We start from the raw sequence: 24,464 nt of genomic DNA, 5'->3' as shown, positions 1-24,464 counted from the left end.
CGTTGCCCTACTCCCAGGCCGATGGCTGGGATGGGGAATGGCCTAAGCGGCTTTGTCTTCGATGAAGTTAACAGCATCCTGTACGGTGGCAATGCCCTCTGCCGCTTCGTCAGGAATTTCGATGCCAAATTCTTCTTCCAGAGCCATCACCAGCTCTACAGTATCGAGAGAATCGGCGCCCAGGTCGTTGGCGAAGCTAGCTTCGGGCTTAACGTCAGCCTCTTCAACCCCTAGCTGTTCGCTGACAATCTTTTTGACCTTTTCAAAAGTCTCTGCGCTCATGGTTCTCCAACGCCTCTTTAGTACGGATTAATTAATCGACAACACAAAACCTTATCACCCTGCGACCCCATCGAGACGAATATCTGACGTCAAGCCCCAGCATAAGGTCGCTCAATTTTGGCCATTGTCCCCCGATCAAAGTCGGAGGGGAAAATGTTACAGAATTTTTGACTTCGATAGCGCTTGGCCAGCTACAGTCGCCAATTTTGAGCATTCCTTCATGATATCGGAAAAAGAACCCTACCAAAACTCTGTCGCCCGATAGCCGAGTTCCTCCAGCATAGAGCGCAGCAGCGGCAGACTCAGTCCAATGACGTTGCTGTGGCATCCCTCAATTTTTTCAATCATCAACGCCCCTTTGCCATCGCTAGAAAAAGCTCCGGCGCAGTCTAGCGGTTCGCCGGTGTTGACGTAGGCAGCGATGGTAGCGTCGTCAATATTGGCAAAGTAGACCCGAGTAACTGCACTATGCACAAGCATGCGGCCACCGGGGGCGATCAGGGCATGGCCGGTGTGAATTTCGCCCATCTGACCCCGCATGGCCTGCCAGCGGGCGATCGCATCGTTCTTATTCGCCGGTTTGCCATAGATCTGACCGCCAAAGGCCATGACCGAATCGCACCCCATTACCAGGGCGCTGGGAAACTGGGGCGCAACTACCTCAGCCTTGCAACGGGCCAAGGTGGCCACATAGGTGGGCGGATCGGTGACTTGCACCTGGTCTTCGTCAAAATTGCTGGGGTACACGAAAGGATGAATGCCCGCGCCCACTAACAGAACGCGACGGGCCTTTGAAGCCGAAGCGAGAACAAACTGGGGTCGAGGAGAAGTCGGCATAGCTGAAGTTGAGGCGGGTGAGAAGAATTGCTTGGCACAGAGATTTTTATGCTAAGCGGTTTGCCGTCAAAATCCCTGTGCTTTCCTAGCTAAGGGATGGACTCAGCGTGAAACCTCTACAGCCATGGGGTGGAACTTCGTTGCAGCTAGGCGGCATCTGCTCAATTGAAAAGTTCCTTGCCTCCAGGCACTGAGTCTCAAGGTCTCGACTCAGAAGACCCGAGGGCTATCCCCGAAACCCAGCACCTAGATGCTTGAGACCTAGGACACCTTAAACGAGGCTACCGACTGCTTCATCAGGTCGCGGACTTTGTCCCATCGGCCTTCGTCAGTGGAGGCGTTGAAGGTGTAGAGCTTGCCTCGGCGCACAATGGCGCTGGCCAGGTTGTGGCGCGGCCCAGCGGGCAGGTCGGCTAAGTATTCCAGAATGTAGTAGGTCTTGTCATCAACGGTATTGATGCGCTGGGCGCTGAGCAAATCGACGCTGCTGTCATCCCCCGCTAGAGCGCTAAAGCTTTTAGAGAGTTTGTAGCCGACTTCGGTGGGGGTACCGAGGGCATCGAGGTCTTTGCCCTCGGGCACTTCGCTAATCACCACGCTGATGTTCTCAGTCTCGTGGATGATGTCGTGAAACACGATGTCGGCAGCGCCGGGCACTTTGACCTCAACCCAGCCGGTGGGGTACATAAACTCGTAGCCCGAATATTGGTCGGCGTAGGCCTGAAGACCACCACCGCCACCCACACAGCCCTGGAGGGTGACAGCAAAAACAATCAAAAGCACCGTGGCCAGCCGCTTCAGCATGGGTCAATATCCTTGGATCTCTAATTATCAATAATAATTAATTGTCTCACACGGGCTGCTTAAGCCGGCTTCTGAAAAAACAGCAGATGCTGCTCGGGTAGGCGATCGTCGGTCTTAATCCAGTCCAGGCCAACGACGGCCATTTCGCGGCGCACCTGGGCCACGCTCATCTTGTGCAGCCGCTTGATCATGACCCTGGGGTTTTCGGCTTTGTACTCGGCCAGCACGACTCGCCCGCCGGGCTTGAGGGCAGTCACAACGCCCTCCATCACCTCGCGGGGATGGGCAAACTCGTGGTAGGCATCGACCATTAGCGCCAGGTCAATAGAACCCTGCGGCAGATTGGGGTTGTCGGGCTGTCCCAGCACCGGCTCTACGTTCTCGATGCCCTTGGCCTCTAGCTCGGCCTGGAGCATGGCCAGCATCTCGGGCTGAATATCCACGGCCAGCACTTTACCCTGGGGAACCAGGGGCGCAATGCGACGGGCAAAATAGCCGGTGCCTGCGCCCACATCGGCGACGATATCGGTGGGGGAAAGGTCGAGGGCGGCGATCGCCATCTGGGGTCGTTCTTGTAGCGCTCGACTGGGGCGATCGAGCCAGCCAGCCCCCTGATGGCCCATGGTCTGGGCAATTTCTCGGCCTAGGTAAATTCGGCCAATGCCGTCGGCACTGGGGGGCACCGTTTGATACTCACTGCTGACCTGGAGCGTTGTCGTGCCGCAGGCGGTTAGCCCCCACAGCACAGTGACCAACACCAGGCGGCGCAGAGTGAATGTCATTTGGCTGAGAAGCTTGCGCCCGGTGGGCTGAGCTAGAGAAGGGCGACCCATCGTAAAACAGCGACTAAACAACAAAACCTATCCAGCCGAACATCCACCGATAAAAGCCTAGCGCTTGGCGGACTACTACGCCTCTACCGGGGCGGGAGCAGGCTCTAGCAGGGTCACCAGCGCCAAATTTACCTGGTCTTCGGTGGGCTGGCTGAGTTCGGCCCGCACGTTAGGGCCAAAGAAAGACTCGATCTTGGCTTTCTTCTCTACCCAGGTAGAAAAGGGCATCATAGACGAGTCAAACTCCAGCACTAGGGCATAGTTACCGTCGATTTCGGCCTCATGGAGGCCACTGAGTTCGGGGCACTCTTGACCCGAGGGGCTCAGCCCCAGCTTTTGGAGCGCAACATCGAGGTGGGCTTCTTGGCCGTAGCGGTAGCGGGTGACGTCGAGGCGCACCTGGTTTTGGGTGGAGGTGGCCTGCTCTTCACGCAGCTTGAGCACCTCAGGCGAGGTGGGCTGGGTGTAGGGCACTGGCTCTAGCTCAGCGGCCCGCAGCGCTAACCCGCCCAGCAGCACAGGAATGCCGTAAAAGAAACCGACCAGATTGAGGGTGGAATTATCTTGAAAGTAGGCCACGAATCCGACAATAGTGAGCACCCCACCCACTGCCAGCAGCACCAGACTCAGGTTGATTCGCCCTAACTTAATTCGCCCCAGCATACGACCCTCGGTGGAAAGATTACTTCTGACTATCATGCCGCCTTGTGGGTGAGAAAGGTAGGTAGGGGTTGCGTCAAGTACTTGACGCAACCCCTACCTCGCCCGATGCACCTCGCTACAAAGTTGTTTATGCTGTCGAAGGATACTCTAGGCAAGACTCTCCAGGGGGACGCTATGGAACTGCAAATGATTCGCGATCGCATTGCCACCATTCGCTCTAAGCGAGAGGCGCTGATTCAGCTATTGGAGCAGCCTGATCTGGGCACCCTGCGCATTGATGTCAACCAGGCGATCGAAGAAATGGACGATCTGCTGGAAGAATTTGACCGCACGTTTCCGGTGGGATGATAGGTTGAGATTTGGATCGCAATTCGCCCAATCCTGGTTAGAGACTGAGTTTTGCCAGTGGGAAAGCTCAAGGGTCTGATCTGGACTGGCGGCTGTTCTTTTAACCGCTCACCTAAACTTCCGTCAATTTGCTATGGCCACTAGCTACTCCGTCGAAATTCACCACCAGGGCACCACTCAAACCATTACCGTTCCGGAAGACCAAACTATTCTGGCGGCGGCCCATGCGGTGGGGCTAGACCTGCCGACTTCCTGTGGGGCAGGGGTGTGTACGACCTGCGCTGCCCTGGTGCTAGAGGGCGAGGTCGACCAGAGTGAGGGCATGGGGGTGAGCACCGAGCTTCAGGCCGAGGGCTACGCGCTACTGTGCGTAGCCTTCCCGCGCTCAGACATCAAGCTAGAGACCGAGAAGGAAGACATCGTTTACCAAAAGCAGTTTGGCCAGGGCTAAACCGTAGGGTGGGCATTGCCCACCCTTGAATAATTTTGGGCAGACAGGCATCCCCTCTCACCTGGAGTCGTCCTGTCTCCGTGATGCTCTAACGGTAGGCGATGCCGGCCCTTGTATCTTCTTCAAAGTGTGGCAGATGACACCGCACAGAAATTGCTCTTTTTAGTGGGTAGATGATGGCGTTGGCCACTCACTTTATTACTCTGGAGATCAATCTGGGAGATGCCCAGGGGGATTTGGTTGGGGCGATCGAATCGGCCCTGGCTGAGCAGGGTGAACCCTTGCGTTGGGCGATTACCCAGGTGAACTCTGACAACCAAACCGCTACGGTCGAAGCCGTGGTGACGACCCACACCAACGCTGAACTACCATGACTGCTAATTTGAGTCGTCCCTATACGGCGGTGCTGGTGGTGCCCACCGGCATTGGGGCCGCGGTGGGCGGCTATGCGGGGGATGCGCTGCCGGTGGCGCGGGCGATCGCCTCGGTGGTCGATACCCTAATTACTCACCCCAACGTGATGAATGGGGCGCAGCTCTACTGGCCCCTGCCCAACGCCTGCTATGTCGAAGGCTATGGGCTAGATCAGTTCGCTGCCGGGCGCTGGGGGCTGCGCCCGGTGCACCGCAACCGCATTGGTCTGGTGCTGGATGCGGCGATCGAGGATGACCTGCGCTGGCGGCATCTGCAAGCGGCGGATGCGGCTCGGGCCACCCTGGGCTTAGATTTGACTGATTATATTGTGACCGATGCACCCCTCGGGGTAGAACTGCGGCGGGCGGCCTCGGGGGCAACCTGGGGCACGATTGAGCGGCCTGATAGTTTGCTGCGGGCCGCTGAGCGGGCGATCGCCGCCGGAGCCAATGCGATCGCCGTGGTGGCCCGTTTTCCCGAAGACACCGATGCTGAAACTCTGCAAGACTATCGCCAGGGCCACGGCGTAGACCCACTGGCTGGGGCCGAGGCGGTAATCAGCCACTTGGTGGTGCGCACTTTGCATGTGCCCTGCGCCCATGCCCCAGCCCTGAGCCCGCTGCCGCTCGACCCGTCGATTTCGCCCAAGTCTGCTGCCGAGGAATTGGGCCACACCTTTTTGCCCTGCGTGCTGGCGGGGTTGAGCCGGGCACCACAGTTCGTGACCGGGCCAGTGCTGGGCTACCTTGGGGGACAGTCTGGCCCCACCCTCTGGGCCGACCAGGTTGACGCTATTGTGGTGCCCGCCAGCGCTTGCGGGGGCAGTGCCCTGCTGAGCCTGGGGCGGCGATCGCTGGCGATCGCCGTCGAAGCCAACTCCACCGCCCTCGATGTCAGCCCCGAAGCCCTCGGCATCCCGGCGGTGCGGGTGTCGTCTTACCTGGAAGCGGTGGGGCTACTGGCAGCCCACCGGGCGGGGGTACATCCCCAGGCGCTGACGGCCCAGGTGCCGCAGATTCAGGCTTGGGGAGAGCCCAGGCGGGTTCTTCCCTTGGGCAGATAGAAAACACCTCGCCGGTTCCTACAATTGCATCTGGAGGAGGCTGATGGGGCCAACATCCTACTGTTAACCTGTTGGAGAAGAGCAAGGCCGTAGGTTGCCCATGGCTGCATCAATCTTTTGGAGACACATCCTGGTGTCATTGCTGATGCGATCGAGCCTCTGCTGTCGTCACAGGAGCATGTTATGACAAAGCGTACCGTCAACGTTCTACTCGTCGAAGACGATGAGGTGGATGTCATGAACGTTCAGCGGGCCTTTAAGCGCAACCGCATCGAAAATCCTCTGTATATCGCCAGCAACGGGTTGGCAGCGCTCGATATGCTGCGTGGCAACGACTCCGACCCACCGTCGGTGCCAGAGCATCGCCGTCTGGTGCTGCTCGATATCAACATGCCCAAGATGAACGGGCTAGAGTTCCTTCAAGAGCTGCGTCAGGATGAATCGCTGAAGTCTACGCCAGTCGTCGTGTTGACCACCTCCGATGCTGACCAAGATCGGCTTGAGGCCTACCGGTTAAACGTGGCAGGCTATATCTTAAAGCCAGTCACCTTTGCTACCTTTGCAGATGTAGTGGCGGCTCTCAACCAGTATTGGGCGCTGTGTGAGATTCCATAACCAGACCCACTGGAATCCGCCGTGGGTCGCAGAAGCAGGTACTGAGCGGATGGGTGAAGCGCTAGAAATCTTGTTGGTGGATGACGATGCCGTCGATCGCATGGCCGTCTGCCGGGCTCTAGCTCGCGCTGATTTATTGGTTGAGGTCACTGAGGTGACCAGTGCTGAGCAGGCGATCGCTAACCTCAAAAGCCGCACCTACGACTGCGTTTTTCTAGACTATCGTCTGCCCGAGCAAGACGGCCTGTCGCTGATCCGTCAGTGGCGGGCTGAGGGCGTGAGCATTCCGCTGGTCGTACTCACCGGCCAGGGCGACGAGCAAATCGCCGTCGACTTAATGAAGGCGGGCGCTAGTGACTACCTCGTCAAAACCCGCGTGTCGCCCGATCGCCTGGCGCTGCTGCTGCGCAATGCCCTACGTATGTACGAAGTGGAGCGACGAGAGGCCAAAGTCATGGCCCAGCTTCAGCAGACCAACAAGCTGCTTACCCAGCAAAATGAAGAGCTAGAGCGCCAGCGTCGCTATATCGAAGACCAAAACCTCAAGCTGCTAGAGGCCTATCGGGTTAAGTCTGAGTTTTTGGCCACCATGTCCCACGAGCTGCGCACGCCGCTAAACGCCATTTTGGGGTTTTCGCAGATTCTCGACAGCCAGTCGAAGGGGCCGCTGACCTCCCACCAGGCTGAGATGATCAAGCGCATTTTCACCAACGGTAAGAACCTACTCAACCTGGTGAACGACATCCTTGATCTGTCTAAACTAGAGGCCCAGCGGCTGACGCTGAACCTGGCCCAGGTCAACCTCCACAGTCTGGTGCAGTCTACGTTGTTAGATTTGCGATCGCTGGCTGACGGCAAAGCCCTCACCCTGAAAAGCACCTTTCAGCTCAGCAACCCAGTGGTGGTGAATGACGAACACCGGCTACGCCAGGTGCTCACCAACCTGGTATCCAACGCCATCAAGTTTACCGATCGCGGCCAGGTACACATCACCCTCACCGAGACTCCCTCTGACCAGATTTCGCTCACCGTGGCCGACACCGGCATTGGCATTGCCAAAGAGCAGCTACCCCACATTTTTGAGGCCTTTCGTCAGGCTGATCAAACCATTCGTCGCCCGCGCCCCGGCACTGGGCTGGGGCTAGCCATTGTTCAGTCGCTGATCAGCATTATGGGCGGCACCATTGTCGTCAACAGCCAGCAGGGCCAGGGGACAACCTTTGTGGTCACGCTGCCTCGGCAGATTTCGCCGCCGCCAGAGACCTTCAGCCAAGAGGCTCATCTAACCGCTCAGCCGCCGACCTAAGCCTTAACACCGATTAGGGGCCGGGTGGCCCAGTGGCATTTAGAGAACGGACAAACACCCCAATGGTCTAGAATCTGGTCATTTCAGCACCCTCTACCAACCCTGAGTAAAGCCGCCGTCCATTTACGGTGGCAACGTGGGAAAATAAGGTTCGCATTTTTGGAAAATTGCCTGTGAAAGCTCTTGTGGTCGGCAGCGGTGGCCGTGAACATACCCTAGCCTGGTCGCTGCTGCGATCGCCCAAAATCACCGAGGTGGTCTGCGTGCCGGGCAATGGTGGCACCGCTACCCTGCCCCACTGCCGCAACCTGGCCCTGGCCCCCACCGATTTTGAGGGCATCGCTCGCTTTGCGCTAGTCAACAATTTAGAGCTGGTCGTGGTTGGCCCCGAGCAGCCCCTGGCCGAGGGCATTACCGACTATCTGCAAGAGCAGGGGATCAAGGTATTCGGCCCTTGTCGGGCGGGGGCACAGATCGAGGCCAGCAAAGCCTGGGCCAAGGCGCTCATGGTTGAGGCGGGCATTCCCACCGCCAAAGCCGAGGTTTTTGAAGCAGAAGCGGCTGCCTTAGCCTACCTGGAGCAGCAGGGTGCTCCCATCGTGGTGAAGGCTGACGGGCTAGCGGCGGGCAAGGGCGTCACCGTAGCTCACACCCTAGAGGAGGCTACGCAAGCCGTCAAGGATGCCTTTAGCGGCAAGTTTGGCGCGGCGGGCCACCAGGTAGTGATCGAAGAATTTATGACTGGCCAGGAGGCCTCGGTGCTGGCCATCACCGATGGGCAAACCATTCGCCCCCTGGTGCCTGCCCAAGACCACAAGGCCATTGGCGAGGGCGACACCGGCCCCAACACCGGCGGTATGGGAGCCTATGCCCCCACCCCGGTAGTGACTTCAGCCATTATGGAGCGGGTGCAAAAAGAGGTGCTAGAGCCAGCGATCGCCACCCTGCGCCGCCGAGGCATCGACTATCGCGGCATTCTCTACGCCGGGCTGATGATTACCCCCGAGGGCGAGCCCAAAGTGGTGGAGTTTAACTGCCGCCTGGGCGACCCCGAGACCCAGGCTGTGCTGCCCCTGCTCGAAACCCCGCTGGAGCAAGTGATGCTCGCCTGCATCGAAGGGCAGCTCGACACCCTAGAACTACAGTGGAAGTCGGAAGCCGCCGCCTGCGTGGTGGTGGCCGCCGAGGGCTACCCCGACAAATATCCTAAGGGCATGGAAATTGTTGGCTTTGAAGAAGCTGCCGCCACTGGAGCGCTGGTGTTTCACGCGGGCACTCGCCGCCGGGGCAACAGCATCGTGGCCGATGGCGGTCGCGTGCTGGGGGTGACGGGTCTGGGCGAAACCTTTGAGGCGGCGATCGCCAATGCCTACGCAGCGATCGACAAAATTTGCTTTGAGGGCATGTATTACCGCCGCGACATCGGCTACCGGGTGAAGGGGCTCTCTTGAGTCACCAGGACAGCCCCGCCGAGGAAGACTGAAGACTATAGTTTTTGCTCAGTTACTAGGGTTAGGCTTTCCCAAGTGCCCTGGGCATTGTAGGTGCGAATTAGCCGCTGCCGCAGAGTAGGCGTAATCAGCCAACCTGCCTCTAAAAACAGCGGCTGCCCCGACTGAATCTCGGTGGGAAAGGTAGCCGATGCTCCCCCTGGCAACAGTAAGACGGTTACGGGCTGGCTGCCCTGCTCAAACCTCAGGGTCGAGCCGATCAGCTGGCCTTGGGACTGGATCACGGGGCTGTCACCGAAAGTGAGGGTTTGAGTAATGGCGCGATCGCCCTCCCGCTGAATCTCCAGCCGAGTCGCCAGCGATCGCTGGGGCTGCCAGTCAGGAAATACCGTGGTTGCCTCTCCCACCCAGGTGCCAATTAGCTGATCCACCGTGGGCGCGGGGCGCGGGGTGGGTTCGGTACCGGCCAAATGCTCTCGAATGAGCGTCAGGCTGCCGAGGGTGGGCTGCCGAGGATACACCTGAGCCAAGCGTAAGCGATCGCTGCCATGGATCAGGCCCAGTTCGGCCCCAAACTCGCTTACCGGGCTACGCTGAATCGACCCTTGAGAAAAAGCTCCCGTTTCGCAAAACAGCACTCCCTTCCCCAGGGAACTGTATTCCAACACCGTTTCGCTAGGAGGCTGGCCAGGAGGACGCTTGCGAATCTCCTGACGTATCGTATTGCCCTCGTTAAGCGGAATCAGCGCTACCTCCGAGGGCGTATCCTGCAAAATTTCTCCAGTTGGCGACACCTGAGTAAACGACCCGACCCAGGTGCCCTGATTTTTGAGTAAACGCGCCCACTGAGTCGAAGTCGCCGAGGTCATAGTGCGGTGAATAAACGGTAGCGTTAGGCTTGCATCAGGCTAATTAGGTGGGGCAACTCCGGCAAAATCAGCGCCTCCATGGCCAGAGTCACCGCTTTGCTAGACCCCGGCAGCGAAAAAATCAGGGTAGATTGATAAACCCCAGCTACAGCGCGGGAGGCCATGGCGCGGGAGCCAACCTCTTGAAAGCTGAGCTGGCGAAAGATTTCCCCAAACCCCGGCAGGGTCTTCTCCAGCAGGGCGGCGATCGCATCATAAGTAGTGTCGCGGGGGGCAATCCCCGTTCCCCCAGTGAGAATGATGCAGTCAACCTGGGCTGCCAGAGTTTGGCACAGCGGGCGAATCTGCTGCGGCTCGTCGGGGACGATGCGGTAGTCGCTTACCTGGTGGCCCGCCTCGGCCAGCAGGGTTTGCAGGAGTTGCCCGCTCAGGTCGCTCTCGACGGTGCGGGTGTCGCTCACGGTCACGACCGCACAGCGCACCGGTCTGCCTAACGCCGGGGGATGGGCCATGGTTGGGGTGGCACCTAGCTCTTGGTAAAGCCCAGCCCGTTTTGCTCAGCGTAGCGGTTCATAAACCGCATAAAGCGATCCCACTCGGCTTCGCTTTTCATGATGTAGGTGGCTTCAATGCCCGCTGGTTCGCCGTTGACAAACCGGCCATTGACCTCGCGGCTCATCAGTTCGCCCTCTTCATCGACCAGGTACATACCAGTGATTTCCACCCCTGCCTGCTGAGAGAGGGCCTGGGGATGGTCAAAGTAAAAGGTGGCCGTACCGTCGGAGCCATCCTTAGCGCGGGTGAGCCGCACATCGGGAATTACCGGTTCTGCAACGCCACGGGCAAATTGAATCTCGGCCATGCCAAACGTCCTAATCTAAGATTGCCATTTATAAAAATTCATTCTCGCACGATACCGGAACTGGATCTGACGCGGACAGCAACTCTGCCGACGTCGCGGGATTGCGCCTCTCTACTCAGTATCTTTAAGAGGACGTTTGAAAAATGATGTGCTGTAGCTTTAGTGATTTGCCGACCCTCACTGCCCCCCTTAAAAAGGGGGTAAAGTCCCTCTTTTAAGGGAGGCAGGGGGATCTCCACTTTTGCTACAAGAAACTAGGACTTTTCAAACCTCTCTAAGGCGTGCCGCCGAGGGGATCGCCCATGGGCTCGGCGGTCAGCACCGTGAAGGATTCGGCCAGGGCTACGGCTTCTTCGGGGCTGACGTCTTCGCAGGCCTGGAGCGACTCAAACAGGCCACCAATGTAGGTTGCCCCCACCAGCCGATAAGCGCCAGACGCCCCCAGCATCCAGTCGGTGAACAGGTTGGAGTCAGGGAACTCGGCCCGCAGATTGGCATCGGTAAAGGGGCCGTAGTTGAGGCCGTAGCCCTGGTCGCCAAACAGCGGCGGCTGAATGGGAAGGCGGCTTTCGGTGGCGGGGGAGTCGCCAATGCCCTCGGCGGCAAACTCGACGGCAAAGCACTGGCTGCGCTCGTTTTGATAAACCACCAGGTAGCCGGGGCCTATATCGCTGGAGTCAACCCGTATTTCTGCGATCGCAAAGGACGGCGGCACCTGCCCCGGCACCACTACCTCAACCCCTAGACTGGTGAGCTGGCTGGTTTGGGTGGGCGACATTTGAGCTAAAAAAGCGCCTTCGGGGGGTGGCGGGGGGCCTTCGGCGACGGGGGTGGTGAGGGGAGCCGAGGTGGCGGTTGGAGATGGGCGATCGCAGGCACTGGCCAGCCCCACGACCAGCAGCAGTGCCATAGCAACCTTTGTCTGGGTCGTCATGGTGGCTCTCTCACCCGCTAAACAATGTGCCGCTATCTTATCGCGTTGCCCGATCGCCCCGACTACCTAAAAACCGCCATCCCAGGTGAACCTATGGCATGATGATCCCCTATTGATCTGGAGTTCTGTATCGTTGGCTAAGCTATCGCCCTTGCCTTTTTCGGTCAAAGTGTTCTATGGCGTGGGTGAGCTAGCGGCAGCGGTGCCCGCCAGCCTGTCAGCGTTTTTTGTGCTGTATTTCTTTACCACCGTGGCGGGGCTCAGCCCCGCTCTGGCCGGCTCGGTGCTGCTGTTTGGTCGCGTGTGGGATGCCATCAACGACCCGATCATTGGCTGGCTGAGCGATCGCACCCAGTCGCCCCTGGGCCGCCGCTTTCCCTGGATGCTGGGAGGCGTAATCCCCCTGGCGATCTGCTCGGTGCTGTTGTGGGTGGTGCCGCCCTTCTCCACCCAGATGGGGGTGTTTGCCTACTACATTGTGCTGTCGATTTTTGCTTTTGCGGCCTTTACAGCGGTGCAGCTACCCTACACCGCCCTGGCGGCGGAGCTAGCCGACGACTACGACGAGCGCACCGACCTGATCGGCATGAAGTCAGCCTTCAGCATTGGGGCCAGCATTTTGGCCCTGGTAATGGCCCAGATCGTGTTTGCGCGGGTGGCTGACCCAGCTCGTCAGTATGCGCTGCTGGGAATGCTGTCGGCCAGCCTGGCTCTGGTGGTAATTGGCATCTGCGTGGCGGGCACCTACCGACGCTACTGGCAGGTGCAGCGGGGCCGCCCCTCACTGACGGGTGGTGTGGCTCCTCCAGCGCTGCTCAACCAGTTGCGTACCGTCTTTCGCAACGATGCGTTTCGTCAGGTTTTGGGTCTCTACCTCTGCGGCTGGATGAGCGTGCAGGTGACCGCCGCTATGCTGCCCTACTTTGTCGGTGCCTGGATGGGGTTGCCCGCCACCCACTTTGCCCAGATGGCCCTGGCAGTGCAGGGCACCGCGATCGCCATGCTCTGGGGGTGGGACTGGGTGGCCAAACGCACGGACAAGCGCACGGTATTTTTGCTGGGAGCGCCCTTGGCGGCGATCGCCCTGGGGTGCCTAGCCACGGTGCAACCCGGCCAAGTGGTGTGGATGTATACCCTGGGGGTAATCGCGGGCATGGGGGTGGCCACCCTTTATATGGTGCCCTTTGCCATGCTGCCCGATGTGATCGATCTCGATGAACTCAACACCGGCCTGCGTCGGGAAGGACTGTACTTCAGCGCCCTGGTGTTTTTGCAAAAGCTGGGGTTGGCCCTGGCGCTGTTTGTCTCGGGTCAGCTATTGAGCTGGACTGGCTATGCCGCCAGCGCCACCGCTCAGCCCGCTGCCGCACTCACCGCCATTCGCCTGCTGATTGGCCCACTCCCGGCGCTGCTGCTAGCCGGGGGGCTGTGGTTTTGCTACCGCTACCCGATTAGCCGCGATCGCCATCAGCAGATCCTATTGGCCCTACAGCAGCAGCGCCAGCAGCGATTTGACAAAGAAGCCAACCTTGGCTCAGACGCCGTCCCAGGAGGGTAGATTTTGAGGCTCAACCCAGCTCCTGAACCGAGTTCTAGCTCCAACTCTGGGCCTCTGCCGAAGTTTTTTTGGCGGCGCTCGGCAACATAGAGTTCTACCCTGCGGTAGAGGAAGCAGTCAGTAACGATCGTTAAGGTACGTTAAGTGTTTTGACAAAGCGCTTTAATAATTTCGTCCTCTTGAGGCGTACCCCTGAGGCGCGATTGTTCGCCCCCGATTTCGCACTTATGTGCATGCAGTATCGAGCGTAAGGATTGTTTCAATGGCTATTATGCGTTCTTCTAAAACAAAACAGTGGATGGTCGGTTTTGCCAGCGTGGGTGCTGCGGCGCTGCTAGCGGCCTGCGGTGCGTCTGAGCCCACGGTTGAGACAGAAGCTGGGCAAGCCCCCACGACCACCGAAGAGTCCGCTACCGACCCCATGGCTGGAGGTGACACTATGGCCGAGGGTGACACCGTCGTCGATGTGGCCGCTAGCGACGAAGATTTCAGCATTTTGGTCGAGGCTATTGAGGCCGCCGATCTGACCGAAACCCTCAGCGCCTCTGGCCCTGTGACCGTGTTCGCCCCCACCAATGAAGCCTTTGAGGCTCTGCCCGAAGGCACCCTAGACGAGCTGCTGCTGCCTGAAAACCAGGATCTGCTGCGTCAAGTTTTGACCTACCACGTGCTGCAAGATGAAGTGCCCGCCGCTGAAGTCACCACTGGCGAAGTGCCCACTGCCGCTGGCACTCCGGTTTCCATTCAGGTGGACGATGCCACGGGTGAAGTTATGGTGAATGAGGCCATGGTGGTTACCCCCGACATTCAGGCTAGCAACGGCGTCATCCACGCCATTGACGCGGTCATTCTGCCCCCCGGCCTGACTCTCTAGGCTCAGTTAATGGGTCAGATGCTGATGCAGCTTACGACCCAACCTCGTCAACTCTCTGACTCCCTGTAAAGAATCCCCAGGATTAGCTCTTAAAGTTAGCTCCTGGGGATTTTTTTGCTGAACTAACCGCCTTGGTCAGAGGATTGCTGCCCTAAACGCGGTTCGGTACCAGCCAGTAGGCGATCGATATTGCTGCGGTGGCGCAATATCACGTAGAGCGCTCCCAACGCGCCTAGCACGGCGTAGGGCAAGGGCTGACCCGTGATGACCATGAGCAGGCTCGCCGCGATCGCCGCCACTATCGAACTCAGCGACACAATGCGGCTCAGGGCCAGGGCCAGGCCAAAGGCGATCGCTGCCCCCAGGGCCACCGGCCAGGCCAGGCCAATCAGCACCCCCAGTCCCGAGGCCACCGATTTGCCGCCGGTAAAATTAATCCACACCGATTTGCTGTGGCCCACCAGGGCCAGCAGCCCGGCCCCCACCGCCACCCACGGCTGCCAGAGCGCAGCGAGGGCGGTCAGCGCCGTCACCTGGGGCCAGACCAGCGCCACCAGCAGCACCGCCAGCAGCCCCTTGAGCAGGTCGATGAGGAGGACGGCGATCGCTGCCCCTTTGCCCACGGTTCGCAGCACGTTGGTGGCCCCAGTCCCTCCCGAGCCATGCTGCCGAATATCAATGCCCTTGACTCCCTTGGCCACTAGGTAGCCCGTGGGAATCGAGCCTAAGAGATACGCCGCTGCCAACAGCAGCACAATTGCTAGAACCGCCAACGCTCTATGTCCTTAAAACGTGGTGTAACCCAAAACATGGTGCGACTTAGAGCATCCCCCACTCCGTTTGCCCCTAAAGGGCCGTAGATGCCGCTCACCAATTCCAGTCTATGAGGATTGGGGCGCTACGTTGGGGGATGGCAAGAAATCTAAGGATGAGCCAGGCCCATTGGGCTTTGACCACACCAGCAGGACTCAGCACTCGGAACCGTCCGGTGCTTAACTGACGGTGCACAGGCGCTCAATCACCTGCTCAGCCGTAATCAATCGCTTCAGCACCACCTGCCCAATCGGCTCGCTAGTCACACCCTCGGGCTTGACCTCGATCATCAGTACGGTCTCTTCAACTTGGTACAGCCACAGGGTTTCCCCCTGTTCTTGAATTGACAAATTGAGGCGGCGGATATGGGGCTTGCGCTGCCAACCCAACTCATTCCACAGGCCGCCAAACTCCCATACCCGGCCCGTCACCCAACCATCTGAAAGAAAAAAGTATTTCACCGCTCACTCTGCCACACCATATATCAATGGCATTATGCACCGTGACGACCCACTGGCCGCAGGCCGCACCGATTTAAACGCCAAGATAGTTAAATCAGCCGGGGTTAGCCCATGATTCAGATTGCTGCGATCGACCACCTGGTGCTCACCGTGGCCGATGTTTCTCGCACCTGCGAATTTTATCAGACGGTGCTGGGCATGGCAGCGGTGACCTTTGGCGACGATCGCCAGGCGCTGCGCTACGGCCAGCAAAAGATCAACCTCCACCAGGCTAGCGCACCCTTTGCCCCCCACGCCCAGCGACCCACGCCCGGCTCAGCCGATCTGTGTTTTCTCATCACTGGCTCTCTAGAGGCTGCACTGGATCACCTCCAAACCTGCGGGGTGCCGGTTGTGGCAGGGCCAGTGCCGCGTACCGGAGCCACAGGCAAGCTGAGGTCGATCTACATTCGTGACCCCGACGGCAACTTAATTGAGCTGAGCGTGCTGGCTGCTACCTAAACCCGTCGCCTGGGTCAGCGGCATAGGCGACGGGGGCCAGCTCGTCCAACTGGCCCAAACTTTTTGGCAATTTTCCGGATGGAGGCTATCCCATTCGTATTAGAGAAAGGTAGATGCACCCTGATTGTTAGCCCTAGGATACCTGGAGGGATCCTGGGGCTTTTTTTTGCCTGAAATTATGGACGAGTTAGGGAGCCTCGCGGCTGTGATACCCTATCCGCAATTGGCGCGATGGTGAGGTTCACATGGCAATAACGGTAGGGCTATTGTTTGGCGGTTGCTCAGGGGAGCATGAGGTATCGATTCGCTCGGCTCAGGCGATCGCCCGCGCCCTGGCCAGCGGCGGCAATGCCCAAAAATACACCGTGCTGCCGGTCTACATTCGCAAAGACGGCGTTTGGCTAGCTGGCCCCACCGCTGAGTCGGTCTTGACCGCTGGCGTTCCACACCAGGAGATACCGAATGCTCCGGCGGTTACTGCCCGCGATCGCCTGCCTCAGTTTGATCAGATCGCTGATATTGATATTTGGTTCCCGGTGCTCCACGGCCCCAACGGGGAAGATGGCACGGTGCAGGGCCTTTTGACCCTGATGCAGCAGCCCTACGTCGGCGCTGGTGTCCTGGGCTCGGCGGTGGGCATGGATAAAATTGCCATGAAAATGACCTTTGCCCAGGCCGGGCTGCCCCAGGTCAAGTACCTGGCGGTGAGCCGGGCGGAGGTGTGGTCTAATCCTTGTGTGTTTCCGAAGCTGTGCGATCGCATCGAAACTGAGCTGGGCTATCCCTGCTTTGTCAAACCTGCCAACCTGGGCTCGTCGGTAGGCATTGCCAAGGCCACCAGCCGCAAAGAGCTAGAGGCCGCCCTCGACAATGCCGCCAGCTACGATCGCCGGATCATCGTCGAAACCGGAGTGGTCGCCCGCGAGGTCGAGTGTGCCGTGCTGGGCAACGACAATCCCAGGGCCTCGGTGCTGGGCGAAATCACCTTCCAAAGCGATTTTTACGACTACGAAACCAAATACACCAGCGGCCAGTCGCAGCACACCATTCCAGCCCAGGTGCCCGATGATGTGGCTCGCCGCATTCAAGAGATGGCGATCACGGCGTTTCAGGCGGTGGATGCCGCCGGCATTTCGCGGGTCGATTTTTTCTATGTGGAAGCGACCGGAGAGGTGCTGATCAATGAGATCAATACCCTGCCGGGGTTCACCGCCACCAGCATGTACCCGATGATGTGGGAGGCCAGCGGCGTCAGCTTCGAGGAGCTAGTCGATACCCTGATTCAGCTCGGGTTTGAGCGCAGCAGCACCGCAGCCCCAAAGGCATAGCCATCGATTTCGCCGGGTTCTGTCAGCGGGTTAGCCTGCGATCGCCGCCAGTGTTTACCAGCAGGTTCATCTGGGGATACTAGCGTTGGCATGGAAAGATGTTCCTTTGATGGGGGGCCAGGGCAATCCTGGCCTTTTTTTTGGATTTACTCACGGTGCAGCGTTACTGCCGTGTGAACGATCGCCAGGTTCAGGCCGCTGAGCAGTGCCGCGAAGTCTTAGTCAAAACCTCTTTCAAGACCGTACTCAACCGCAGAGTAAGGCCCATTATCCTGGGTGTAGCCTCCCTAGACCTGCTATGACGGCTACACCCAGGCCAATCCACAGCAGGAAGGCACGACGGGTGAGGGCAAGGGCTGCGAGGATGCGATCGCCCGTAATCGGTACTACCGCATCGCCCAGCAACGGCTTTTCCTTTACCTGCCCTCGATATACATTCCATCCGCCTAGCTGCACCCCGAGGGCGGCGGCGTAGGCGCACTCGCTCCACCCCGCATTGGGGCTGGGGTCTGCTGGGGCATCGCGGCGGCAGAGGTGCCAAACTTGCCGGGGCCGACCCGACAGCAGGGCGATGGTGAACACCGTCAGGCGGCAGGGCAGCCAGGTCAAAGCGTCCTCAAAGCGGGCGCTAAACCAGCCCAGGTGAGTGTAGGGCATTTCTCGGTAGCCAATCATCGAGTCGAGGGTGCTGGCGGCTTTGTAAGCCAGGGCCACCGGCACGCTGCCCACGGGCAGCAAGGCCCCCAGCAGAGCATAAAACAGCGGGGCCATCACCCCGTCTGTGGCGTTCTCGCTCACGGTTTCCAACACCGCTCGCAATATTTCGGGTTTGTCCAAGCTCTCAGTGTCGCGGCCTACGTAGAGGGCCAGACGCTCTCGCGCTAAGGGGATATCGCCCGATTCTAGCGGAGCCAGCACATCTTCTGCGGCTCGCCGCAGGCTGCGCCCGGCAAAGCAGCTAGCCAAGAGCACAACTTCGCAGCCGAGCCCGACTACAGGGTGAACCATCCTAGCCAGGCGCACCATGCCCCACCCGACGGCTCCACTGCCGAGAATGACGCCCAGTCCCAGTATGATGCCCAGCGATCGCTCCCCCCCCGGCGACAGCTTCAGGCGAAAAATGCGCTGTGACCCCCAGGTGATTACCTGGCCGATCGCCTGCACCGGATGGGGCCAGCCCCAGGGGTCGCCAACGATGCGATCGAGCGCCGCCGCCAGCCCCACCACTGCTGCCCGTTCAGCCCAGCTAAACCATAAAACTGACATCATCCCCCTGGGCCGCCTGCCAACTGCGGGCATCAAAATACAAATCTTCCAGGGAAATACTATAGAGGGCTTCTTTGAGTTTTTGCGAGAGCCGGTTCCACACGGCAAAGGTAACCCAGTCTTCAGCCTGGTCGGCCTGGGGACTGTGGCGCGGCAAAGGGTCAACCTGTTCGCCAACCGCCTCTAAAATTTGGCCCAAGAAAATCTGGTCAGCGGGCTTGGCCAACCGATAGCCACCCTGGGGGCCGCGCACCGATTCCACAATGCCCGCCCGCCGCAGTTCAATCAATAACTTTTCTAAGTAGGGTGGCGGCAGTCCCTGACGCGCCGCAATGGTGTGCACCGAGACAGGATGGCGGGAGCGATGCAGGGTCAGGTCGAGCAGTGCTTTAACACTGTAATGTCCGCGAGTTGTTAATTTCATCTGGTTTAAATCATCCCGTCGGTTGTCACTATTCTACGGTGTTCATGGAGGACAAAAAGGCCGCTTTTTGTGCCTTTCGGATACACAATTAGGGGGTTAAAAAAAGAGAGTGCAAAAAACTATTTCGCTGTAGTATCATTTTGCGTGTTGTCATTAAAGTAGATCCAGGTAGAACAGTTTTGCTGTTTCTGCCTCAAGTGTCTGGAGCAAACCGTTGTGAACGAGAATAGAGTTAATGGCTAACGCAACTCAGGTAGAACCACTAGTCGGTCAAGAACTACTGCAAAAGGTCAAAAATCTTGACGAACTCAGCAAAGAAGAGAAGGCTAAAGCCTGCGGTTATTACACATTGACCAAGGCGGGCAACCCCCGGGTCAATATGATGAAATTTCTCAACGCCTTGATTGAGGCGGAGGGCATTCAGCTAGATAGCGCCCAGAATGGCAACGGGCGCGGCGGACGGAGCGCCAGTTTTCGCATCACGGTGCAGTCTAACGGCAACCTGCTAATTGGCTCAACTTATACCAAGCAAATGGGGCTCCGGCCCGGCGATGAGTTTGAAATCACCTTGGGGCGCAAGCATATTCGCCTCAAGCAGTTGGGAGAAAACGGCGCTTTGCTGGACGACGAAGATGAATAAAAGTGCTGGTGATAAGTACTCGTCTCGACTTTAAAACAATTGTGATCCGTTTTTAGGTCGCTTGAGTACAATGGGCGAATCAAGTCTGTGATGGGTTGGTTCGCTCTTTTTTTAGTGCTCTCTAGCCACCGACCGGTTTACTATTTGCGCTCTTTTGTAGAGTCTAAATGGCCTGGGCGGCTATTTTTTGTGGTTGAGGTCTAAGACATGGGTTAGATTGCCAGCATTGGGTAGGATGGGGTTTAGAAATGCAGAATTGTCTGGTTAGTCTATGAACTTTCCTATAGTTTTAGACATTGCCCTAGGGCTAGTCTTTATCTTTTTTGTGCTGAGTCTGCTGGCCAGCGAGGTTCAAGAAATTATTGGCACGCTTTTGCAGTGGCGGGCTGAGCATCTAAAGCAGTCAATTGAGGTATTGCTAGCGGGTAATGACAAAGATAGAGAAGCGTCGGCCCAGGCCTTGGCCGATGCCCTCTACGAAAGCCCTTGGATTCGCAGTTTAGACCAAGAGGCAAAGGGGTCGATCGCGCGATCGTTTCGGCACATTTCTCACCTTGTTGGCCGCCTCTACCGCACCCTCACCGGCCAGCGCAATGTGTTTGGGGTAGGCAAAACCAGCGGCCCGTCCTACATTCCGTCTGAGGCGTTTGCCAACAGTTTGCTAGAGCGCATGCAGTTGGGCAATCTGTGGCAGGTGCTGGCCAACGATCGCATCTACGGTTTTGCCCGCGATCGCGTGCTTGGCCCCGTCACCAATATTCTCAGCGACCTCAAGGCCAGCACCGGCAACGAGTTTTTGCTCAACAGCGAGCTTCAGCAGCTAGAGCAGAGCATTCACACCATCATTGATGACTTTCAGTCGGGCATTGTCTCGCTGCCCGAAAGCCTCGATCGCGTCGTCAACCGCCTAGATGAGTTTGGGCTGATGGCGGCGGATGTATTACCTGACGGCCATCCCCTCACCGAAACCTTTTTGCGTCGCCTAGAGTACATCAAGCGCGGGCTGGCCAGCACCCCCACCGAGCGGGCGGCGATGCTCAGCAAGCTGCGCCCCAACGTGGCCCAACTGCTCGACATTTTTGATAACAGCAGCCCTGCCTACAGCGATCTGAGACGCCTGGCCCAGAGCGGCAATCTCGATGCCCAGGCGCTGATTGATCGCTTAGCCCAGGCTCCCATTACCCCAGCGTTGCGCAGCAGTTTGGCGGCGATCGCTCGCAAGGTCGAAGTCACTGCCGATACCGCCCGCGACGATGTCAAACTCTTTGGCCTCGAACTCGAAAAGTGGTTCGATCGCGGCATGGAGCGGGCTACCGGTGTCTACAAGCGCAACGCCAAGGCGGTCGCACTACTGATCGGCATTGCCACGGCAGTTTCCATCAACGCCGACTCGTTTCACATTGCCACTCGCCTGGCCGTAGACCCGATTCTGCGCAACTCAATTACCCAGACCGCCGACCAGCTAGCAGCTGAATCGACCGGCAATTTTAACCAAGACATTGAACAGGTGCAGACCGCCGTCAACCGGGCTCTCGACGAAATTCCCTTCCCGCTGGGCTACAACGAGGTGGTGGTGAAGCAGCAGCAGGAGGCTGAGGCGACCTGGCCAGTGCCCTTTGTGCCGCGCCGTCTGCTGGGCTGGCTGGTCAGCGGGTTTGCCATTTCTATGGGATCGACCTTCTGGTTTAGTGTGCTGAAGAAGGTGGTGAATGTGCGGAATACGGGGGATAGGGCGGAGTAGGTGAGGCAGATAAGGGAGATGAAGGGTCGCTATGAATTTAGGTGCAGCATCCTCTGATCAGGACACAGGCCTGGTATCGCTGGGGCAGGAATATGTTTGTGGTCGGGCGCTGAACCTCTATAAAACTGATGCGTTGGAGGGGTTAGTGACCCAGGCGACGGTGGGGAGACATGGGCGGGTGGTAGAGGCGTCCCCCCAGGGCTACGCTTTGATCCTTTGCGAAGACGACTATCCTGGCTGGATCAGCGCTGCCGATGGGGATGCGCTCGAGCTTGCTGAGCGGCCCTATCAGCCTGTCTCTCTCGATCGCAGCGCCATTGAGCCTCGCCTGTCTGAAGTCATTGTCTTCACGCAGCGGGCCATGGCAGTACCGAACACCTACCTCTGGGGCGGCACCGTTGGCCCCAACTACGACTGCTCGGGGCTGATGCAGGCGGCCTTTGCCTCGGTGGGCATTCGCCTGCCCCGCGACTCCTACCAGCAGGAAGCCTTTACCCAGCCCATCGGCTGGGATGAGCTGCTGCCGGGTGACCTCATCTTTTTTGGCACCCCAGAACGCACTAAGCATGTGGCCCTCTACCTGGGCCAGGGCGACTACATTCACAGTTCAGGGGTTGACCAGGGCCGCAATGGCATTGGCATTGACTCGTTAACCGATTTGTCACACCCCGTAAGCGCGGCCTACCACCGGCAGCTGCGCCGGGCGGGGCGAGTAATGTCCAGCTACTGCCCGGGGGGCACGCTATAGTCCAAGCAGCGTTTGCCGGTTTGAGGGTTACCCTTGTCGTTTTTGAATGCTGTCTGGCTCAAGCGCCTGAAGCCCCTGGCTCGCTGGGTGGTGCTGGGTGCGGCGATCGCCTTCTTACTGCACGCCCTGGTGCGTCACTGGCCTGAGATTAGCGCCCTGCGCATGGGTACCCCGGGCTGGAGCCTGTTGCTAGTGGCCCTCGGCGTGACGCTGCTGGCCCACACCTGGGCTGGCTGGGTGTGGAGCTGGGCCTTGCAAGCCCTGCAACAGCCCATCACCGGCAGCTGGAGCACCCCTATTTATCTACAAACCAACCTGCTGAAATACCTGCCCGGCAACGTTTGGCACTTTTTTGGCCGAGTGCGCGCCCTACGTAATATGGGGATTGACAACGGCTCCGCCATCATCGGCACCGCCCTAGAACCCCTCCTCATGGCCGCCGCCGCCCTAGTTGTCGGTATTGCCACCCCCACCCACTACTGGCCCCTTCAGCTTGTGGGTCTGGGCATCGTCCTCGTTACCCTTTCTCCCCGCTGGCTCAACCCCCTAGTCAATCGCCTCAGCCGCTCCAAAACCACCCAACAACCCACCGAAGACTCTTTCCCACCTACCTCAATTCAAAATTCGAAATTCGAAATTTCTCCTCTGGAGACGCTACGCGAACAAACCTCCCCCTCTCCCCCAAACCTCGCTCCCGGCCTCCCCCACTACCCCCTCAAACCCCTCCTCGGCCAGCTCGGCTACATCGCTCTGCGCGGCGTCGGTTTTTGCCTGGTGCTCAGCGCCCTAACACCGCTGGCGGCGGGCGATTGGCCCAGCACTATCAGTGCCTTTAGCCTGGCCTGGCTGGGGGGGCTGGTAGTGCCGGGCGCACCGGGCGGGCTGGGTGTGTTTGAGGCGATCGCCCTCAGTCTGCTCCAGGGCCAGTTCTCTGCTGCTGTGGTGCTCAGCGCCGTGGTGCTCTACCGGGTGGTCAGCACCCTGGCCGAGGCTCTGGGTGCGGCATTGGCCACGTTTGAGCAGGGCCTTTCCAGTACACTCGAATAAATTGTTGTCTGCCCAGGCGGCATAGATTATCGTCTTTGCCGGTCTCATTTGTTGTGCTGAAGCTGTCATGACTACCCATTCTCCCTCGGTTTCTGCACTGCCCGCCCTGACGGCTCCCATCGATATTTCGGTGGTGGTGCCGGTGTACAACGAGTATGAGAGCCTGCCCGCCCTGATCGCGGCGATCGCCGCAGCGCTCGACGGCTTGGGCTACAGCTACGAAATTTTGGGAGTAGACGATGGCTCTACCGACGGATCGAGCGATCGCCTGCGCGAGCTGGCCCAGCAATATCCCCAGCTGCGGGCCGTGATCTTGCGCCGCAACTACGGCCAAACCGCCGCCATGGCCGCCGGGTTTGACCATGCCCGGGGCCAGATTGTGATCACGATGGATGGCGATCTGCAAAACGATCCCGCCGACATTCCCCGCCTGCTCGATCGCCTCAATGAGGGCTACGACCTGGTCAGCGGCTGGCGCAAACACCGCCAAGACAACACCCTCACTCGGCTAATTCCCTCCAAAATCGCCAACTGGCTGATTGCCGGAGTCACGGGCGTTGAGCTGCACGACTACGGCTGCTCCCTCAAGGCCTACCGGGCCGAGGTGATTCGCGACCTCAACCTCTACGGCGAGCTGCACCGCTTTTTGCCCGCCCTGGCCTTTATCGAAGGGGCGCGCATTACCGAAATGCCCGTCACCCACCACCCCCGCCGCTTTGGCACCAGCAAGTATGGTCTGGGCCGCACCCTGCGCGTGGTGATGGATATGCTCACCGTCTACTTTATGAAGAAGTTTCTCACCCGGCCCATGCATGTCTTTGGCAGCCTGGGGCTGGCGTCGATGGCGGCGGGCCTTGCCCTAGGGGTTTATCTCACCCTGCTGAAGATTTTGGCCGATCAGGACATTGGCGATCGCCCCCTGCTGGTGCTGGTCGTCGTGCTGGTGCTGGCGGGCATTCAGTTGTTTAGCTTTGGCCTGCTAGCCGAGCTGCTCATGCGCACCTACCACGAATCGCAGCAGCGTCCGATTTACCGGGTGCGTGAGGTGGTGAGCAACGCGTCATCCCACTAGCCATGCTGCGGCCTTCAGCAGCCCGTGGGCATGGGCGGATTGTTGATTCTGGGCAAATGTGTTAAATTCGCATGCAATTCGATAGTTACGCGGCCTAATTCAGCGCTTATTACAAGCGACCTGATGCGGAGGAACCAACTTTTGGGGCTTATCTCAGGGCGAAACGCATCGCCAGAGAAGGGGATCTCTCACCCCTCGCCCGTCAGCTAACTCCGTCGGCCTTGGGAGAGAACGTACTGGAAGCTTTTTTAATGCTCTC

30 protein-coding genes and 1 riboswitch are annotated in these 24,464 nt (G+C 58.8%); of the genes, 16 read left to right on the top strand and 14 right to left on the bottom strand.

All coding sequences use genetic code 11. The features are described from left to right. Window positions 1–42: 42 nt before the first annotated feature. From acpP to H6G07_RS10145, 5 genes are all read right to left on the bottom strand, one after another. Window positions 43–282, bottom strand: a complete 240-nt coding sequence (acpP, locus tag H6G07_RS10165; RefSeq protein WP_073608383.1) for an acyl carrier protein — start codon at window positions 280–282, stop codon at window positions 43–45. 240 nt (window positions 283–522) lie between these two features. Further along, a complete protein-coding gene (locus H6G07_RS10160) occupies window positions 523–1,119 on the bottom strand; it encodes a Maf family protein (protein ID WP_073608384.1) in 597 nt (198 codons plus the stop codon). Between the two features lie 261 nt (window positions 1,120–1,380). Beyond that, window positions 1,381–1,923, bottom strand: coding sequence for a photosystem II reaction center PsbP (gene psbP, locus H6G07_RS10155; protein ID WP_073608385.1), 543 nt, complete (start codon window positions 1,921–1,923; stop codon window positions 1,381–1,383). Between the two features lie 59 nt (window positions 1,924–1,982). Next, a complete protein-coding gene (locus H6G07_RS10150; RefSeq protein ID WP_242026720.1) occupies window positions 1,983–2,756 on the bottom strand; it encodes a class I SAM-dependent methyltransferase in 774 nt (257 codons plus the stop codon). Window positions 2,757–2,831: 75 nt separating this feature from the next. Continuing rightward, window positions 2,832–3,455: a DUF2854 domain-containing protein gene (locus H6G07_RS10145; RefSeq protein WP_338420689.1), complete on the bottom strand. Its 624-nt coding sequence runs from the start codon at window positions 3,453–3,455 to the stop codon at window positions 2,832–2,834. 69 nt (window positions 3,456–3,524) lie between these two features. Between H6G07_RS10145 and H6G07_RS10140 the strand changes: the two genes are divergently transcribed. The 7 genes from H6G07_RS10140 (at window position 3,525) to purD (ending at window position 9,067) form a co-directional block, all read left to right on the top strand. Continuing rightward, entirely contained in the window at window positions 3,525–3,767 is a 243-nt protein-coding gene (locus tag H6G07_RS10140; RefSeq protein WP_171972993.1) for a hypothetical protein, read from the top strand. A gap of 133 nt (window positions 3,768–3,900) precedes the next feature. Then, window positions 3,901–4,218: a 2Fe-2S iron-sulfur cluster-binding protein gene (locus H6G07_RS10135; protein WP_073608387.1), complete on the top strand. Its 318-nt coding sequence runs from the start codon at window positions 3,901–3,903 to the stop codon at window positions 4,216–4,218. 176 nt (window positions 4,219–4,394) lie between these two features. Continuing rightward, window positions 4,395–4,592, top strand: coding sequence for a DUF8621 family protein (locus H6G07_RS10130; protein WP_422393864.1), 198 nt, complete (start codon window positions 4,395–4,397; stop codon window positions 4,590–4,592). Beyond that, window positions 4,589–5,695, top strand: coding sequence for a DUF3326 domain-containing protein (locus H6G07_RS10125; protein ID WP_073608388.1), 1,107 nt, complete (start codon window positions 4,589–4,591; stop codon window positions 5,693–5,695). The genes H6G07_RS10130 and H6G07_RS10125 overlap by 4 nt, the downstream gene beginning before the upstream one ends. A gap of 183 nt (window positions 5,696–5,878) precedes the next feature. After that, window positions 5,879–6,310 carry a response regulator gene (locus tag H6G07_RS10120; RefSeq protein ID WP_073608389.1) on the top strand — a complete coding sequence of 144 codons (432 nt, stop codon included), beginning with the start codon at window positions 5,879–5,881 and terminating at the stop codon, window positions 6,308–6,310. A gap of 49 nt (window positions 6,311–6,359) precedes the next feature. Beyond that, the gene (locus H6G07_RS10115; RefSeq protein WP_073608390.1) at window positions 6,360–7,616 is read left to right on the top strand and encodes a hybrid sensor histidine kinase/response regulator; all 1,257 of its coding nucleotides are present in this window, start codon (window positions 6,360–6,362) and stop codon (window positions 7,614–7,616) included. A 173-nt stretch (window positions 7,617–7,789) separates the two neighbouring features. Beyond that, entirely contained in the window at window positions 7,790–9,067 is a 1,278-nt protein-coding gene (gene purD / locus H6G07_RS10110) for a phosphoribosylamine--glycine ligase (RefSeq protein WP_073608391.1), read from the top strand. 35 nt (window positions 9,068–9,102) lie between these two features. Here the strand turns inward: purD and H6G07_RS10105 are convergent, their stop codons facing one another. The 4 genes from H6G07_RS10105 to H6G07_RS10090 form a co-directional block, all read right to left on the bottom strand. Next, window positions 9,103–9,936, bottom strand: coding sequence for a DUF3598 family protein (locus H6G07_RS10105; protein WP_073608392.1), 834 nt, complete (start codon window positions 9,934–9,936; stop codon window positions 9,103–9,105). Between the two features lie 23 nt (window positions 9,937–9,959). Next, complete coding sequence (locus H6G07_RS10100; RefSeq protein ID WP_073608393.1) at window positions 9,960–10,448, bottom strand: MogA/MoaB family molybdenum cofactor biosynthesis protein; 489 nt, start codon at window positions 10,446–10,448, stop codon at window positions 9,960–9,962. 14 nt (window positions 10,449–10,462) lie between these two features. After that, window positions 10,463–10,798, bottom strand: a complete 336-nt coding sequence (gene psb28 / locus H6G07_RS10095; protein WP_073608394.1) for a photosystem II reaction center protein Psb28 — start codon at window positions 10,796–10,798, stop codon at window positions 10,463–10,465. Window positions 10,799–11,072: 274 nt separating this feature from the next. Beyond that, a complete protein-coding gene (locus tag H6G07_RS10090) occupies window positions 11,073–11,732 on the bottom strand; it encodes a hypothetical protein (protein WP_073608395.1) in 660 nt (219 codons plus the stop codon). 133 nt (window positions 11,733–11,865) lie between these two features. Between H6G07_RS10090 and H6G07_RS10085 the strand changes: the two genes are divergently transcribed. Together H6G07_RS10085 and H6G07_RS10080 are read left to right on the top strand one after the other, a co-directional pair. Next, window positions 11,866–13,290, top strand: a complete 1,425-nt coding sequence (locus H6G07_RS10085; protein ID WP_171973003.1) for an MFS transporter — start codon at window positions 11,866–11,868, stop codon at window positions 13,288–13,290. A 262-nt stretch (window positions 13,291–13,552) separates the two neighbouring features. Then, a complete protein-coding gene (locus H6G07_RS10080) occupies window positions 13,553–14,164 on the top strand; it encodes a fasciclin domain-containing protein (protein ID WP_073608396.1) in 612 nt (203 codons plus the stop codon). Window positions 14,165–14,286: 122 nt separating this feature from the next. On the opposite strand, the gene plsY is transcribed toward H6G07_RS10080, so the two are convergent. Continuing rightward, on the bottom strand, window positions 14,287–14,937 hold the full coding sequence (gene plsY / locus H6G07_RS10075; RefSeq protein ID WP_073608397.1) for a glycerol-3-phosphate 1-O-acyltransferase PlsY: 651 nt from the start codon (window positions 14,935–14,937) through the stop codon (window positions 14,287–14,289). Window positions 14,938–15,156: 219 nt separating this feature from the next. Then, the gene (locus H6G07_RS10070) at window positions 15,157–15,438 is read right to left on the bottom strand and encodes a hypothetical protein (RefSeq protein WP_073608398.1); all 282 of its coding nucleotides are present in this window, start codon (window positions 15,436–15,438) and stop codon (window positions 15,157–15,159) included. A gap of 111 nt (window positions 15,439–15,549) precedes the next feature. On the opposite strand from H6G07_RS10070, the gene H6G07_RS10065 reads away from it, so the two are divergent. After that, window positions 15,550–15,939: a VOC family protein gene (locus H6G07_RS10065; protein ID WP_171973004.1), complete on the top strand. Its 390-nt coding sequence runs from the start codon at window positions 15,550–15,552 to the stop codon at window positions 15,937–15,939. A 245-nt stretch (window positions 15,940–16,184) separates the two neighbouring features. Further along, the gene (locus tag H6G07_RS10060; protein ID WP_073608399.1) at window positions 16,185–17,267 is read left to right on the top strand and encodes a D-alanine--D-alanine ligase family protein; all 1,083 of its coding nucleotides are present in this window, start codon (window positions 16,185–16,187) and stop codon (window positions 17,265–17,267) included. Here H6G07_RS10060 and H6G07_RS10055 read toward each other — a convergent pair. The 3 genes from H6G07_RS10055 to H6G07_RS10045 all read right to left on the bottom strand — a co-directional run bounded on the left by H6G07_RS10055 (window position 17,222) and on the right by H6G07_RS10045 (window position 18,957). Next, complete coding sequence (locus tag H6G07_RS10055; RefSeq protein WP_171973005.1) at window positions 17,222–17,359, bottom strand: hypothetical protein; 138 nt, start codon at window positions 17,357–17,359, stop codon at window positions 17,222–17,224. The two genes, H6G07_RS10060 and H6G07_RS10055, sit on opposite strands and share 46 nt — an antisense overlap. Before the next feature lie 175 nt (window positions 17,360–17,534). Beyond that, entirely contained in the window at window positions 17,535–18,536 is a 1,002-nt protein-coding gene (gene cbiB / locus H6G07_RS10050) for an adenosylcobinamide-phosphate synthase CbiB (RefSeq protein ID WP_073608400.1), read from the bottom strand. After that, window positions 18,514–18,957 (bottom strand): RrF2 family transcriptional regulator, encoded by a 444-nt coding sequence (locus H6G07_RS10045; protein ID WP_073608401.1) that lies wholly within the window; start codon window positions 18,955–18,957, stop codon window positions 18,514–18,516. Before H6G07_RS10045 ends, cbiB begins: the two co-directional genes overlap by 23 nt. 235 nt (window positions 18,958–19,192) lie before the next feature. Here H6G07_RS10045 and H6G07_RS10040 point away from each other — a divergent pair, with 235 nt between their 5' ends. From H6G07_RS10040 to H6G07_RS10020, 5 genes are all read left to right on the top strand, one after another. Continuing rightward, complete coding sequence (locus H6G07_RS10040) at window positions 19,193–19,597, top strand: AbrB/MazE/SpoVT family DNA-binding domain-containing protein (protein ID WP_073608402.1); 405 nt, start codon at window positions 19,193–19,195, stop codon at window positions 19,595–19,597. Between the two features lie 271 nt (window positions 19,598–19,868). Next, a complete protein-coding gene (locus tag H6G07_RS10035) occupies window positions 19,869–21,338 on the top strand; it encodes a hypothetical protein (RefSeq protein WP_073608403.1) in 1,470 nt (489 codons plus the stop codon). Between the two features lie 31 nt (window positions 21,339–21,369). Continuing rightward, a complete protein-coding gene (locus H6G07_RS10030; RefSeq protein ID WP_073608404.1) occupies window positions 21,370–22,086 on the top strand; it encodes a C40 family peptidase in 717 nt (238 codons plus the stop codon). 33 nt (window positions 22,087–22,119) lie between these two features. Further along, a complete protein-coding gene (locus tag H6G07_RS10025; RefSeq protein ID WP_242026719.1) occupies window positions 22,120–23,133 on the top strand; it encodes a UPF0104 family protein in 1,014 nt (337 codons plus the stop codon). Window positions 23,134–23,200: 67 nt separating this feature from the next. After that, complete coding sequence (locus H6G07_RS10020; RefSeq protein ID WP_073608405.1) at window positions 23,201–24,205, top strand: glycosyltransferase family 2 protein; 1,005 nt, start codon at window positions 23,201–23,203, stop codon at window positions 24,203–24,205. Window positions 24,206–24,286: 81 nt separating this feature from the next. Then, window positions 24,287–24,440, top strand: a riboswitch (cyclic di-AMP (ydaO/yuaA leader). The last annotated feature ends 24 nt before the right edge of the window (window positions 24,441–24,464 follow it).

This window comes from Phormidium tenue FACHB-1052, from assembly GCF_014696675.1.
GTDB lineage: Bacteria > Cyanobacteriota > Cyanobacteriia > Phormidesmidales > Phormidesmidaceae > Nodosilinea > Nodosilinea tenuis_A.
This window is presented reverse-complemented; position numbering and strand designations above follow the sequence as displayed.

Coding starts and splice junctions, on each gene's coding strand:
- acpP (WP_073608383.1), bottom strand. CDS start 282: ATGAGCGCAGAGACTTTTGAAAAGGTCAAAAAGATTGTCAGCGAACAG.
- H6G07_RS10160 (WP_073608384.1), bottom strand. CDS start 1,119: ATGCCGACTTCTCCTCGACCCCAGTTTGTTCTCGCTTCGGCTTCAAAG.
- psbP (WP_073608385.1), bottom strand. CDS start 1,923: ATGCTGAAGCGGCTGGCCACGGTGCTTTTGATTGTTTTTGCTGTCACC.
- H6G07_RS10150 (WP_242026720.1), bottom strand. CDS start 2,756: ATGGGTCGCCCTTCTCTAGCTCAGCCCACCGGGCGCAAGCTTCTCAGC.
- H6G07_RS10145 (WP_338420689.1), bottom strand. CDS start 3,455: ATGATAGTCAGAAGTAATCTTTCCACCGAGGGTCGTATGCTGGGGCGA.
- H6G07_RS10140 (WP_171972993.1), top strand. CDS start 3,525: ATGCACCTCGCTACAAAGTTGTTTATGCTGTCGAAGGATACTCTAGGC.
- H6G07_RS10135 (WP_073608387.1), top strand. CDS start 3,901: ATGGCCACTAGCTACTCCGTCGAAATTCACCACCAGGGCACCACTCAA.
- H6G07_RS10130 (WP_422393864.1), top strand. CDS start 4,395: ATGGCGTTGGCCACTCACTTTATTACTCTGGAGATCAATCTGGGAGAT.
- H6G07_RS10125 (WP_073608388.1), top strand. CDS start 4,589: ATGACTGCTAATTTGAGTCGTCCCTATACGGCGGTGCTGGTGGTGCCC.
- H6G07_RS10120 (WP_073608389.1), top strand. CDS start 5,879: ATGACAAAGCGTACCGTCAACGTTCTACTCGTCGAAGACGATGAGGTG.
- H6G07_RS10115 (WP_073608390.1), top strand. CDS start 6,360: ATGGGTGAAGCGCTAGAAATCTTGTTGGTGGATGACGATGCCGTCGAT.
- H6G07_RS10105 (WP_073608392.1), bottom strand. CDS start 9,936: ATGACCTCGGCGACTTCGACTCAGTGGGCGCGTTTACTCAAAAATCAG.
- H6G07_RS10100 (WP_073608393.1), bottom strand. CDS start 10,448: ATGGCCCATCCCCCGGCGTTAGGCAGACCGGTGCGCTGTGCGGTCGTG.
- psb28 (WP_073608394.1), bottom strand. CDS start 10,798: ATGGCCGAGATTCAATTTGCCCGTGGCGTTGCAGAACCGGTAATTCCC.
- H6G07_RS10090 (WP_073608395.1), bottom strand. CDS start 11,732: ATGACGACCCAGACAAAGGTTGCTATGGCACTGCTGCTGGTCGTGGGG.
- H6G07_RS10080 (WP_073608396.1), top strand. CDS start 13,553: ATGGCTATTATGCGTTCTTCTAAAACAAAACAGTGGATGGTCGGTTTT.
- H6G07_RS10065 (WP_171973004.1), top strand. CDS start 15,550: ATGATTCAGATTGCTGCGATCGACCACCTGGTGCTCACCGTGGCCGAT.
- H6G07_RS10060 (WP_073608399.1), top strand. CDS start 16,185: ATGGCAATAACGGTAGGGCTATTGTTTGGCGGTTGCTCAGGGGAGCAT.
- H6G07_RS10055 (WP_171973005.1), bottom strand. CDS start 17,359: ATGCCAACGCTAGTATCCCCAGATGAACCTGCTGGTAAACACTGGCGG.
- cbiB (WP_073608400.1), bottom strand. CDS start 18,536: ATGATGTCAGTTTTATGGTTTAGCTGGGCTGAACGGGCAGCAGTGGTG.
- H6G07_RS10045 (WP_073608401.1), bottom strand. CDS start 18,957: ATGAAATTAACAACTCGCGGACATTACAGTGTTAAAGCACTGCTCGAC.
- H6G07_RS10040 (WP_073608402.1), top strand. CDS start 19,193: ATGGCTAACGCAACTCAGGTAGAACCACTAGTCGGTCAAGAACTACTG.
- H6G07_RS10035 (WP_073608403.1), top strand. CDS start 19,869: ATGAACTTTCCTATAGTTTTAGACATTGCCCTAGGGCTAGTCTTTATC.
- H6G07_RS10030 (WP_073608404.1), top strand. CDS start 21,370: ATGAATTTAGGTGCAGCATCCTCTGATCAGGACACAGGCCTGGTATCG.
- H6G07_RS10020 (WP_073608405.1), top strand. CDS start 23,201: ATGACTACCCATTCTCCCTCGGTTTCTGCACTGCCCGCCCTGACGGCT.